Source organism: Mesorhizobium sp. M0140 (assembly GCF_040322475.1).
Taxonomy (GTDB): domain Bacteria; phylum Pseudomonadota; class Alphaproteobacteria; order Rhizobiales; family Rhizobiaceae; genus Mesorhizobium.
Genome location: NZ_JAMYTM010000032.1, coordinates 17072 through 28948 on the forward strand (window position 1 = coordinate 17072; position 11877 = coordinate 28948).

Annotated in this window: 10 protein-coding genes; all 10 read right to left on the reverse strand. The window is 63.0% G+C overall.

The window, feature by feature from the left end:
• Positions 1 to 3: 3 nt before the first annotated feature.
• The 10 genes from nuoN to nuoF all read right to left on the reverse strand — a co-directional run bounded on the left by nuoN (position 4) and on the right by nuoF (position 11875).
• Positions 4 to 1440, reverse strand: coding sequence for an NADH-quinone oxidoreductase subunit NuoN (gene nuoN, locus NKJ37_RS25805; RefSeq protein ID WP_352751314.1), 1437 nt, complete (start codon positions 1438 to 1440; stop codon positions 4 to 6).
• 18 nt (positions 1441 to 1458) lie between these two features.
• Positions 1459 to 2964: an NADH-quinone oxidoreductase subunit M gene (locus NKJ37_RS25810; protein WP_023812379.1), complete on the reverse strand. Its 1506-nt coding sequence runs from the start codon at positions 2962 to 2964 to the stop codon at positions 1459 to 1461.
• Positions 2964 to 4937 carry an NADH-quinone oxidoreductase subunit L gene (gene nuoL, locus NKJ37_RS25815; RefSeq protein WP_023812380.1) on the reverse strand — a complete coding sequence of 658 codons (1974 nt, stop codon included), beginning with the start codon at positions 4935 to 4937 and terminating at the stop codon, positions 2964 to 2966. Before nuoL ends, NKJ37_RS25810 begins: the two co-directional genes overlap by 1 nt.
• Before the next feature lie 10 nt (positions 4938 to 4947).
• The gene (nuoK, locus tag NKJ37_RS25820) at positions 4948 to 5256 is read right to left on the reverse strand and encodes an NADH-quinone oxidoreductase subunit NuoK (RefSeq protein ID WP_010910101.1); all 309 of its coding nucleotides are present in this window, start codon (positions 5254 to 5256) and stop codon (positions 4948 to 4950) included.
• A gap of 1 nt (position 5257) precedes the next feature.
• Positions 5258 to 5878, reverse strand: a complete 621-nt coding sequence (locus NKJ37_RS25825; RefSeq protein ID WP_023812381.1) for an NADH-quinone oxidoreductase subunit J — start codon at positions 5876 to 5878, stop codon at positions 5258 to 5260.
• Between the two features lie 240 nt (positions 5879 to 6118).
• Positions 6119 to 6610 carry an NADH-quinone oxidoreductase subunit NuoI gene (nuoI, locus tag NKJ37_RS25830; protein WP_023812382.1) on the reverse strand — a complete coding sequence of 164 codons (492 nt, stop codon included), beginning with the start codon at positions 6608 to 6610 and terminating at the stop codon, positions 6119 to 6121.
• The gene (gene nuoH, locus NKJ37_RS25835) at positions 6610 to 7653 is read right to left on the reverse strand and encodes an NADH-quinone oxidoreductase subunit NuoH (protein ID WP_027034808.1); all 1044 of its coding nucleotides are present in this window, start codon (positions 7651 to 7653) and stop codon (positions 6610 to 6612) included. Before nuoH ends, nuoI begins: the two co-directional genes overlap by 1 nt.
• Before the next feature lie 2 nt (positions 7654 to 7655).
• Positions 7656 to 9737, reverse strand: coding sequence for an NADH-quinone oxidoreductase subunit NuoG (gene nuoG, locus NKJ37_RS25840; protein ID WP_352775550.1), 2082 nt, complete (start codon positions 9735 to 9737; stop codon positions 7656 to 7658).
• A 73-nt stretch (positions 9738 to 9810) separates the two neighbouring features.
• On the reverse strand, positions 9811 to 10500 hold the full coding sequence (locus tag NKJ37_RS25845; RefSeq protein ID WP_352723147.1) for a helix-hairpin-helix domain-containing protein: 690 nt from the start codon (positions 10498 to 10500) through the stop codon (positions 9811 to 9813).
• A 70-nt stretch (positions 10501 to 10570) separates the two neighbouring features.
• Complete coding sequence (gene nuoF, locus NKJ37_RS25850) at positions 10571 to 11875, reverse strand: NADH-quinone oxidoreductase subunit NuoF (protein WP_023812385.1); 1305 nt, start codon at positions 11873 to 11875, stop codon at positions 10571 to 10573.
• Positions 11876 to 11877 lie beyond the last annotated feature (2 nt).

Below are 11877 nucleotides of genomic sequence, written 5' to 3' on the forward strand. Positions count from 1 at the left end.
CGACTAGAAAAACGTCTTGGCGGCGGCTTCGGCATAGGTGCCGATCGGCCCGCCGATCAGCACGTAGAACAGCACGAAGGCGCCGGAGACGCCGAGCACGACACGCAATTCCGTCGCCATCGGCACGAAGCCGCCGACCGGTTCGTCGAACCACATGATCTTGATGATGCGCAAATAGTAATAGGCGCCCACCACCGAGGCCAGCACGCCGATGATCGCCAACGCATAGAGATTGGCGTTGATGGCGGCGAGGAAGACGTACCATTTCCCCCAGAAGCCGGCGAGCGGCGGGATGCCGGCCAGCGAGAACATCAGGATGGTCAGGATCGTCGCCATGATCGGATTGGTCGACGACAGGCCGGCCAGCTCGCTGATCTGCTCGACATTGCCTTCCTTGCGCCGCATGGCGAGGATGAAGGCGAAGGTGCCGAGCGTCATCACCAGATAGATCAGCATGTAGATGGCAACGCCGCGCACGCCGGCCTGGCTGTTGGCGGCAAGGCCGACCAGCGCATAGCCCATATGGCCGATCGAGGAATAGGCCATCAGCCGTTTGATGTTGGTCTGGCCGATGGCGGCGAAAGCACCAAGCGCCATCGAGGCGATCGAGATGAAGACGATGATCTGCTGCCAGTCGGAGGCGATCGGCTTGAACGCACCCATGGTGACGCGCACCATCAGCGCCATCGCCGCCATCTTCGGTGCTGCCGCCAAAAAGGCCGTCACCGGTGTCGGCGCGCCCTCATAGACATCTGGCGTCCACATGTGGAACGGCACCGCCGAGATCTTGAAGGCAAGGCCGGCCAGCACGAAGACGAGGCCGAAAACGAGACCGAGCTGGCGCTCGCCGCTGCCGAGCGCAGAAGCGATCTCCTGGAAGCCGGTGTTGCCGGTGTAGCCGTAGACCAGGCTGATGCCATAGAGCAGCATGCCCGACGACAGCGCGCCGAGGACGAAATATTTGAGGCCAGCCTCAGTCGAACGCAGATTGTCGCGGTTGATCGCGCACAGCACGTAGATCGCCAGCGACTGCAGCTCGAGGCCGAGATAGAGGCCGATCATGCCATTGGCGGAGATCATCAGCATCATGCCGAGCGTGCAGAGCAGGATCAGCACCGGATATTCGAACTTGTCGAAGCGTTCAGCCTTGGCGAAGCGCATCGACATCACCAGCGTCACCGCCGAACCGATCAGCGCCAGCACCTTCATGAAGCGGCCGAAGGAATCCTGGATGAAGGCATTGCCGTAAGCGCTGCCCTGCCCGGTCCGGAAGATCAGCCAGGCGCCCGCGATCGCCAGAACGGCAACCGCAAGGCCGGTTACCGTGTTGGCCGTGTTGGCGCGCGAATAGGCTCCGACCATCAGCAGCGCCAGCGCGCCGACGGCAAGGATCAGCTCTGGCGTCGAGAGCGACAGGCTGGAGAGAAGGTCCGGCGTCATGGTTCGCAAAACCTCTGGTCAGTTCGCCGCCGCGGTCTGCGCGGCGCCGATGGATGCAGTGACATTGGTGACGAGCGACTTGACCGATTCGGCCGTCGCGTCGAAGACCGGGGCGGGATAGACGCCGAAGAAGATGACCAGCACGACCAGCGGGTAGATGATCACCTTCTCGCGCGGCGACAGATCGAGCAGGCCCTTCAGGCTCTCCTTGGTCAGTGCGCCGAAGATCACCCGGCGGTAGAGCCAGAGCGCGTAGGCGGCCGACAGGATGACGCCGGTGGCGGCGAAGAACGCCACCCAGGTGTTGACCCGGAACACGCCCAGCATGGTCAGGAACTCGCCGACGAAGCCGCTGGTACCGGGCAGGCCGACATTGGCCATGGTGAAGATCAGGAACACCGTGGCGTATTTCGGCATGTTGTTGACCAGGCCGCCATAGGCGGCGATCTCACGTGTGTGCATGCGGTCGTAGATGACGCCGACGCACAGGAACAGCGCGCCGGAGACGAGGCCGTGGCTGAGCATCTGGAAAATCGCGCCCTGCACGCCTTCCTGGTTCATGGCGAAGATGCCCATGGTGACGAAGCCCATATGAGCAACCGACGAATAGGCGATCAGCTTCTTCATGTCTTCCTGCATCAGCGCCACCAGCGAGGTGTAGATGATGGCGACGACGGACAGCGCGAAGACCAGCGGCGCGAACATTTCCGACGCCAGCGGGAACATCGGCAAGGAGAATCGCAGGAAGCCATACCCCCCCATCTTCAACAGGATGCCGGCCAGGATGACGGAGCCCGCCGTCGGCGCCTCGACGTGCGCATCGGGCAGCCAGGTGTGCACCGGCCACATTGGCATCTTCACCGCGAAGGAGGCGAAGAAGGCAAGCCATAGCCAGGTCTGCATGTTGGCCGGGAAGTTGTGGGTCAGCAGCGTCGGGATGTCGGTTGTGCCGGACTGGAAGAACATCGCCATGATGGCGAGCAGCATCAGCACCGAGCCGGCGAGCGTGTAGAGGAAGAACTTGAACGAGGCGTAGACGCGCCGCTTGCCGCCCCAGACGCCGATGATGATGAACATCGGGATCAGGCCGGCTTCGAAGAAGACGTAGAACAGCACGATGTCCAGCGCGCAGAACACGCCGATCATCAGCGTTTCGAGCAGCAGGAAGGCAATCATGTAGGCCTTCACGCGCTTCTCGATCGATTCCCACGACGCCAGGATGCACAGCGGCATCAGGAACGTCGTCAGGATGACGAACAGCATCGAGATGCCGTCGACGCCCATATGGTAGGAAATGCCGGAGTCGAGCCACGCGACCTTCTCGACGAACTGGAAGCCGGACTGCGAATTGTCGAATCCGGTCCAGATGAACAGCGAGATGATGAACGTGAACGTCGTCGTCAACAGCGCGATGGAGCGGATGTTGCGGCGTGCATTTTCGCTGTCGTCATTGATGAACAGGATAAGCAGCACACCAACCAGCGGCAGGAAGGTGACCAGCGAGAGGATTGGCCAGGCGGTCATCAGAGCATCATCCAGGTGACGAGTGCGGCAACGCCGATCAGCATGGCGAAGGCGTAGTGGTAGAGATAGCCGGTCTGCAGCTTGACGACGCGATCGGTGACATCGACGACGCGCGCCGAAATGCCATCCGGGCCGAGGCCGTCGATGATGGTGCCGTCGCCGGTCTTCCACAGGAAATGGCCGAGGCGCTTGGCGGGCCGCACGAACAGGAAGTCGTAGAGCTCGTCGAAATACCACTTGTTGAGCAGGAAGGCGTACAGCCCGCGATGCTGCGCGGCGAGGTTGACCGGCATTTCCGGCGAGCGGATGTAGAATTTCCAGGCCAGCGCGAAGCCGATCAGCATGGCGATGAAGGGCGACAGTTCGACCCACAGCGGCAATTCGTGGATGTCGTGCAGGATGTGGTTGTCAGGCAGCGTGAACAGCGATGCCTTCCAGAACTCGGCATAGCCCTCGCCGATGAAGGCGCGGTGGAAGATGATGCCGGCAAACAGTGCGCCAGCGGCCAGGATGAACAGCGGCACCAGCATCACAGGCGGCGATTCATGGACGTGGTGCATCACTTCATGGCTCGCCCGCGGCTTGCCGTGGAAGGTCATGAAGATCAGCCGCCAGGAGTAGAAGGAGGTGAAGCAAGCGGCGACGACCAGAGCCACGAAGGCCATGCCGGCAACCGAATTGTGGCCGGCAAAGGCGCTCTCGATGATGGCGTCCTTGGAGAAGAAGCCGGCGGTGCCGATGACCGTCACCGGAATGCCGACGCCGGTTAGCGCCAGCGTGCCGATCACCATCATCCAGTAGGTGGTCGGGATCAGTTTCCTGAGGCCGCCCATCTTGCGCATGTCCTGCTCGTCGGACACGGCATGGATGACCGAGCCCGAGCCGAGGAACAGCAGCGCCTTGAAGAAGGCATGCGTGAACAGGTGGAAGATCGCCGCGCCATAGGCGCCGACGCCGAGCGCCACGAACATGTAGCCGAGCTGCGAGCAGGTCGAGTAGGCGATGACGCGCTTGATGTCGTTCTGGACGAGACCGACGGTGGCCGCGAAGAAGGCCGTGAAGGCACCGATGAAGGTCACGACAGTCAGCGCCGAATGCGAGAGTTCGAACAGCGGCGACAGCCGTGCCAGCATGAACACGCCGGCCGTCACCATGGTGGCGGCATGGATCAGCGCGGAAACCGGTGTCGGGCCTTCCATGGCATCCGGCAGCCAGGTGTGCAGCGGCACTTGCGCCGACTTGCCCATGGCGCCCATGAACAGCAGCAGGCAGACGATCGTCATGGCCGCCTGCTTGTCCAGCGCATAGCCGAGGAAGGTCAGCACGGCGGCGCCGTGCGGGGCGCCTTCGGCCGGAATGAACGTTGCCGCATTGGCGAAGATCGTGCCCAGATTGACCGAGCCGAACAGCACGAACACGCCGAAGATGCCGAGTGCGAAGCCGAAATCGCCGACGCGGTTGACGACAAAGGCCTTGATTGCCGCGGCATTGGCCGACGGCTTCTTGTACCAGAAGCCGATCAGCAGGTAGGACGCCAGCCCCACGCCTTCCCAGCCAAAGAACATCTGCACGAGGTTGTCCGCCGTCACCAGCATCAGCATGGCGAAGGTGAACAGCGACAGATAGGCGAAGAAGCGCGGCCGGTTCGGATCGTGGTGCATGTAGCCGATCGAATAGATGTGGACCAGCGCCGAGACGGTGTTGACCACCACCAGCATGACCACCGTCAGCGTGTCGATCCGCAGTGCCCAGGACGCTTCCAGTCCGCCCGACTGTATCCAGCGCAGCACCGGCACGGTGAACACCTCGCCATGGCCGAAACCGACGGTGAAGAAAGCGACCCACGACAGCACGGCCGCGATCACCAGGAAACCGGAGGTGATGTATTCGGACGCCTTGGCGCCGAGCGACGTGCCGAACAGGCCGACGATCAGGAAGCCGAGCAGGGGAAGGAAGACGATGGCCTGATACATGGTGGTTCCGTCAACCCTTCATCATGTTCACGTCTTCGACCGCGATCGAGCCGCGGTTGCGGAAGAAGACGACGAGAATGGCAAGTCCGATGGCGGCCTCGGCGGCAGCTACCGTCAGCACGAACAGCGCGAACACCTGGCCGACCAGATCGCCCAGTGCCGCCGAAAAGGCGACGAAATTGATGTTGACCGCCAGCAGGATCAGTTCAACCGACATCAGGATGACGATGACGTTCTTGCGGTTCAGGAAGATGCCGAACACGCCGAGCGTGAACAGAACAGCCGATACGGTCAGATAATGTGCGATGCCGACAACCATCTCAGAGTCCCTCGCCTGTCTTGACCTTGCGGATTTCCATGCCGGTCGCCGGCGTGCGGCCGACCTGGGCCGCGATCGACTGCCGCTTGACGCCTGGCTTATGGCGCAGCGTCAGCACGATGGCGCCAATCATGGCGACCAGCAGGATGAGGCCCGAAATCTGGAAGTAGTAGAGGTAGTCGGTATACAGGATGTCGCCGAGCGCGGCGGTGTTGGTCCGCGTGGCGAGATCCGGAATGGGCTTGGAGACCGTCGAAGCGAGCTGCGGCGCGAAAGTGTAGCCGCCGAGAACGACGATCAGCTCCGCCGCCAGGATCAGCCCGACCAGCGCGCCGATCGGCGCATATTGCAGGGCGCCTTCCTTCATCTCGGCGAAATCGACGTCGAGCATCATGACGACGAACAGAAACAGCACCATCACCGCGCCGACATAGACGACGAGCAGGATCATCGCCAGGAACTCGGCCCCGGTCAGCATGAACAGGCCGGCGGCGTTGAAAAAGGTCAGGATCAGGAACAGCACCGAATGCACGGGGTTGCGCGACGAAATGACCATGAACGCCGACGCCACCGCGACAAAGGCGAAGAGGTAGAAAAAGGCCGCCTCTAGTCCACTCAACATTGGGGATCCCCCGGGTTCCTGTACGAACAGGACGCTCGTCCTGTTTGTTGTCTCTGGCCTGGTTCCGCCTCCGGTTCCAAAGCCGCGTTGTCCTAGCCCATGTTCCGATCGGGTTGAAAGGCCCGATCGAAAGAAACATGGGCCACTCTGTATTCCGGAGCATGATCTGGTCCGAAAAAGTCCGCAACTTTTCGGGATCATCCTCTGGACGAGGCCCCTGCCCCGTCCATGCGTCAAATATCAGCGGTAGGGCGAGTCCAGCGAGATGTTGCGCGCCAGTTCGCGCTCCCACCGGTCGCCATTCGCCAACAGCTTGTCCTTGTCGTAGTAGAGTTCCTCGCGCGTCTCCGTCGCGAATTCGAAATTCGGCCCCTCGACGATGGCGTCGACCGGGCAGGCTTCCTGGCAGAAGCCGCAATAAATGCACTTCACCATGTCGATGTCGTAGCGAACCGTGCGGCGCGTGCCGTCATTGCGGCGCGGGCCGGCCTCGATGGTGATGGCCTGCGCCGGGCAGATCGCCTCGCACAATTTGCAGGCGATGCAGCGTTCCTCGCCATTGGGATAGCGGCGCAGCGCATGCTCGCCGCGGAAGCGCGGACTGGTCGGCCCCTTCTCGTGCGGATAATTGATCGTCTCTTTCGGCGCGAAGAACTGGCGCATCGACAGGAAGAAAGCGCTGACGAAATCCTGCAGCAGCAGCGATTTGGCGGCTTGGGAAAGAGCGGACATCACGCAAACCCCGTGATCTTGAGGAAGGCCGCGGTGGCGACCACCATGAACAGCGAGATCGGCAGGAACACTTTCCAGCCAAGCCGCATCAATTGGTCGTAGCGGTAGCGCGGCACGAAGGCTTTCACCATGGAGATGCCGAAGAACACGAAGCAGACTTTCAGCACGAACCAGATGACGCCCGGCACCCAGGTGAACGGCGCGAAGTCGAACGGAGGCAGCCAGCCGCCGAGGAACAGGATGGTGGCCAGCGCGCACATCAGCACGATGGCTACATACTCGCCGAGGAAGAACAGCAGGAACGGCGTCGACGAATATTCGACCATGTGGCCGGCGACCAGTTCCGATTCGGCTTCCACCAGATCGAAAGGCGGCCGGTTCGTCTCGGCCAGCGCCGAGATGAAGAAGATGATGAACATCGGGAACAGCGCCAGCCAGTTCCAGTCGAGGAAGGTGTTGGGCAGGCCAAGCCGCGTACCAATTCCATCATGCTGCGACAGCACGATGTCGGTGAGGTTCAGCGAGCCGGCGGTGAGCAGTACGGTGACGATGACGAAACCTATCGAGACTTCGTAGGACACCATCTGAGCCGCCGAACGCAGCGCGCCGAGGAACGGATATTTCGAGTTGGAGGCCCAGCCGCCCATGATCACGCCGTAGACCTCGAGCGAGGAGATGGCGAAGACATAGAGGATGCCGACATTGACGTTGGCGATCGCCCAGCCCTGATTGACCGGGATGACCGCCCAGGCCGAGATCGCCAGCACGGCCGAGACCAGCGGCGCCAGCAGGAACACGCCCTTGTTGGCGCCGGACGGGATGACCGGCTCCTTGAAGACGAATTTCAGCAGATCGGCGAAGGCTTGCAGCGTGCCCCAGGGGCCGACGACGTTCGGGCCACGGCGCAGTTGCACCGCCGCCCAGATCTTGCGGTCGGCATAGAGGATATAGGCGACGAAAATCAGCAGGATAACGATCAGCACGACCGATTTCAGCAGAATGATCAGCGCCGGCAGCACGTAGAAGGAGAAGAAAGTGTCCATGCTTATTCCGCCGCCTGCTTGAAGCCGCTCTTGGCCAGTGCCGAGCATTCCGCCATCACGGCCGATGCCCGCGCGATCGGGTTGGTCAGGTAGAAATCCGTCACCGGCGACGTAAAGGTGCCCTTGTTCAGCCGCCCGCCGAGCTTCGCCACCCCAGCGATGTCCTCGGCATTGCCGGCCGCGACCTGGTCGATACGGGCCAGATGCGGGTATTCGCCATAGAGCTTGGCGCGCAGTTGCGGCAGCGAATCGAACGGCAGTTTCTTGCCCAGCACATCCGACAGTGCCCGCAGGATCGCCCAGTCCTCGCGCGCCTCGCCCGGCGCGAAGCCGGCGCGGTTGGTCTGCTGCACACGCCCTTCGGTGTTGACATAGGTGGCCGACTTTTCCGTGTAGGCGGCCGCCGGCAGGATGACATTGGCGCGGTGCGCGCCCTGATCGCCATGCGTGCCGATATAGACGACGAAGGCGCCGCCGGTCTTGGCCATGTCGATCTCGTCGGCGCCGAGCAGGAACAGGAGCTCCATTTCGCCCAGCATGCCGGCAACGTTTCTGCCGCCCTCGCCCGGCACGAAGCCGAGATCGAGACCGCCGACGCGCCCGGCCGCATTGTGCAGCACGGCAAAGCCGTTCCAATCCGCGCGGGCAGCGTTGACGGCGGCGGCGAGCTTGGCCGCCTGACCGAGCACGGCCGCGCCATCGGCGCGCGCCAGCGCGCCCTGGCCGACGATGATCAGCGGATGCGTCGCCTTCTTCAGCACCTGGAAGAACTTGCCATTGCCGTCAGCCAAATCCTTCAGCGAATCCGGTCCGGCGCCCAGCTGTTCGTAGTCGTAGCGTGTGTCGCCGACATCGCCGATGACGCCAACCGGCAGATTGCCGGTCCGCCAGCGCTTGCGGATGCGGGCGTTGAGCACCGAAGCTTCATAGCGCGGATTGGCGCCGATGATCAGCACCGCATCGGCCTGCTCGATGCCTTCGATGGTCGGGTTGAAGATGTAGCTCGCACGGCCGAGCGCCGGATCGAGTGCGGCGCCATCCTGGCGGCAATCCGTATTCTTGGAGCCGAGCGAAGCCATCAACAGCTTGAGCGCATAGGTTTCCTCGACGGCGGCGAGATCGCCCGCGATAGCGCCGATCTTTTCGGGCGCCGTCTTCGACACCGTGTCCTTGATCGCGGCGAAGGCCTCGGCCCAGCTGGCGGCAACCAGCCTGCCGTCCTTGCGCACATAGGGGCGGTCGAGACGCTGCGTGCGCAGGCCGTCCCAGATGAAGCGGGTCTTGTCGGAGATCCACTCCTCGTTCACCGCCTCATTGACGCGCGGCAGGATGCGCATCACTTCGCGGCCCCGGCTATCGACGCGGATCGCCGAGCCGACCGCATCCATCACGTCGATGGATTCGGTCTTGGTCAGCTCCCACGGTCGCGCCTGGAAGGCGAATGGCTTCGAGGTCAGCGCGCCGACCGGGCAAAGGTCGATGACATTGCCCTGCAGCTCCGAGGTCATCGCCTGTTCGAGATAGGTGGTGATCTCTGCATCCTCGCCACGGCCGATCAGGCCCAGTTCGGAAATGCCGGCGACTTCGGTGGTGAAGCGGACGCAGCGCGTGCAGTGGATGCAGCGATTCATCACCGTCTTGACCAGCGGTCCGATGTATTTGTCTTCGACCGCGCGCTTGTTCTCGTGATAGCGCGAGGAATCGACGCCGAAGGCCATCGCCTGGTCCTGCAGGTCGCATTCGCCGCCCTGGTCGCAGATCGGGCAATCCAGCGGATGGTTGATCAGCAGGAACTCCATCACGCCTTCCCGGGCCTTCTTGACCATCGGCGTGTTGGTGAAGATTTCCGGCGCCTCGCCATTCGGGCCGGGACGCAGGTCGCGCACATTCATGGCGCAGGAGGCCTGCGGCTTGGGCGGCCCGCCCTTCACCTCGATCAGGCACATGCGGCAATTGCCGGCGATCGACAGCCGCTCATGGAAGCAGAAGCGCGGCACTTCCGCGCCAGCGTCTTCAGCCGCCTGCAGCAGCGTGTAGTGGTCGGGTACAGTGATCTCTTTCCCGTCGACCTTGAGCTTTGCCATTCGCCTCAAACCCCTGCGGAGTTCCCGCAATCTCTTTTTCCGGACGCGGTCGAGACCACGTCGGGCACTTCATTCACTTCTTGACGGCGAGCGCCGCCGCTTGGGCTGTCCAATCGTCGCGGCCGATGCGGCCGCCGAGCGACAGATAGTCCTCGACCCAGGCAACCTCTTGCGGCGTCCATGCCGCGATCTGGGCATACGTCCAGATGCCGAGGCCGTTGAGAACCTTTTCCAGCTTCGGCCCGATGCCCGAGATGGCCTTGAGATCTGCCGGAATGGCCGGCTTCTCCATGGCGTTGGGCTGCCTGAAATCCTCGGGCATCAGCGCATCGCCGGCGCCGCCCGTAGCCGGAGCCGCATTTGCGGCCGGCACAGCAGTGGCGGCTTCCTTGGCGGCAATATCGGTGACCTCCCGGGCGAAGGACTGCGCCTCGGCAATCATGGTTTTCGCCGTCGCCCGTGCTTTGGTGGAGGAAGGACTTGGATCTTCGAACTGCGCGACGCGCGCCTCGAAATCATCGACGATCGGCTGCAGCAGCCGCTGCGAGGCTTCTGCGGCACCTGAAAGCGCGCCCAGCCAGACGCCGAAAGCGTGGTTGGCGAGCCCGAGGCCAAGCGCCGACATCGCCGCCGCACCCGCCACAGGATGCACGAAAAGGTTGACGGCGCTGGCCATCTCCTTCGGCATCATCCTGGTCAAGTCTTGGTTCATCTTCTCGATCTGGTCCAAATTGGGCATCAGCGGGTTCGAATACGGCGCCATAGAGTTCTCCTGGTCGTTTCTTCGTTCGCCCCGCCCTTCGCTGCGGACTTTCGTCCGCGTAAACATTCTTCTATTCCGCCGCCACCATCACAGGCTCGGCCCGGTGCGCATTGCGCGAAAACTCGTCGATGCGCCGCTCCACTTCGCCGCGGAAATGCCGCATCAGGCCCTGGATCGGCCATGCCGCCGCGTCGCCCAGCGCGCAGATCGTGTGGCCCTCGATCTGCTTGGTGACGTCGAGCAGCATATCGATCTCGCGCTTCTGCGCCTCGCCGCGCACCAGCCGTTCCATCACCCGCCACATCCAGCCGGTGCCTTCGCGGCATGGCGTGCACTGGCCGCAGCTCTCGTGCTTGTAGAAGTAGGAAAGCCGCGCAATCGCTTTCACGACATCGGTCGACTTGTCCATGACGATGACAGCCGCGGTTCCAAGGCCGGATTTGAGGTCGCGCAAGGCGTCGAAATCCATCGGCGCGTCGATGATCTGCTCGGCCGGCACCAGCGGCACCGAGGCGCCACCCGGTATGACCGCCAAAAGATTGTCCCAGCCGCCGCGAATGCCGCCGCAATGCGTCTCGATGAGCTCGCGGAACGGGATCGACATCGCCTCCTCGACCGTGCACGGATTGTTGACGTGGCCGGAGATGCAAAACAGCTTGGTGCCGACATTGTTGGGCCGGCCGAAGGACGAGAACCAGGCCGCACCGCGGCGCAGGATGGTCGGCGCAACCGCGATCGATTCGACATTGTTGACCGTGGTCGGGCAGCCATAGAGGCCGACATTGGCAGGGAATGGCGGCTTCAGCCGGGGCTGGCCCTTCTTGCCTTCGAGGCTTTCGAGGAGCGCTGTCTCCTCGCCACAGATATAGGCGCCGGCGCCGTGGTGCATGTAGATGTCGAAATCGTAGCCGGACGTGTTGTTCTTGCCGATCAGCTTGGCCTCGTAGGCCTCCTCGATCGCGCGCTGCAGCGCCTCGCGCTCGCGGATGAACTCACCGCGCACATAGATGTAGGCGGCAATCGCGCCCATGGCGAAACCGGCAAGCAGCGCGCCCTCGACCAGCGTGTGCGGGTCGTTGCGCAGGATGTCGCGGTCCTTGCAGGTGCCGGGCTCGGATTCGTCGGCGTTGATGACGAGATAGCTCGGCCGGCCGTCGCTCTGCTTGGGCATGAACGACCATTTGAGCCCGGTCGGGAAGCCTGCGCCGCCGCGACCGCGCAGGCCCGACGCCTTCATCTCGTTGACGATCCACTCGCGCCCCTTGGCAACGATGCCGGGCGTGTTGTCCCAGGCGCCGCGTGCCATCGCGCCGGCCAGCGACTTGTCGAACAGGCCGTAGATATTGGTGAAGATGCGGTCTTTATCCCCGAGCATTT

What these genes read in the sequence shown, in the direction of transcription:
- nuoN (WP_352751314.1), bottom strand. Translation starts at nt 1,440, where the DNA reads ATGACGCCGGACCTTCTCTCCAGCCTGTCGCTCTCGACGCCAGAGCTG.
- NKJ37_RS25810 (WP_023812379.1), bottom strand. Translation starts at nt 2,964, where the DNA reads ATGACCGCCTGGCCAATCCTCTCGCTGGTCACCTTCCTGCCGCTGGTT.
- nuoL (WP_023812380.1), bottom strand. Translation starts at nt 4,937, where the DNA reads ATGTATCAGGCCATCGTCTTCCTTCCCCTGCTCGGCTTCCTGATCGTC.
- nuoK (WP_010910101.1), bottom strand. Translation starts at nt 5,256, where the DNA reads ATGGTTGTCGGCATCGCACATTATCTGACCGTATCGGCTGTTCTGTTC.
- NKJ37_RS25825 (WP_023812381.1), bottom strand. Translation starts at nt 5,878, where the DNA reads ATGTTGAGTGGACTAGAGGCGGCCTTTTTCTACCTCTTCGCCTTTGTC.
- nuoI (WP_023812382.1), bottom strand. Translation starts at nt 6,610, where the DNA reads ATGTCCGCTCTTTCCCAAGCCGCCAAATCGCTGCTGCTGCAGGATTTC.
- nuoH (WP_027034808.1), bottom strand. Translation starts at nt 7,653, where the DNA reads ATGGACACTTTCTTCTCCTTCTACGTGCTGCCGGCGCTGATCATTCTG.
- nuoG (WP_352775550.1), bottom strand. Translation starts at nt 9,737, where the DNA reads ATGGCAAAGCTCAAGGTCGACGGGAAAGAGATCACTGTACCCGACCAC.
- NKJ37_RS25845 (WP_352723147.1), bottom strand. Translation starts at nt 10,500, where the DNA reads ATGGCGCCGTATTCGAACCCGCTGATGCCCAATTTGGACCAGATCGAG.
- nuoF (WP_023812385.1), bottom strand. Translation starts at nt 11,875, where the DNA reads ATGCTCGGGGATAAAGACCGCATCTTCACCAATATCTACGGCCTGTTC.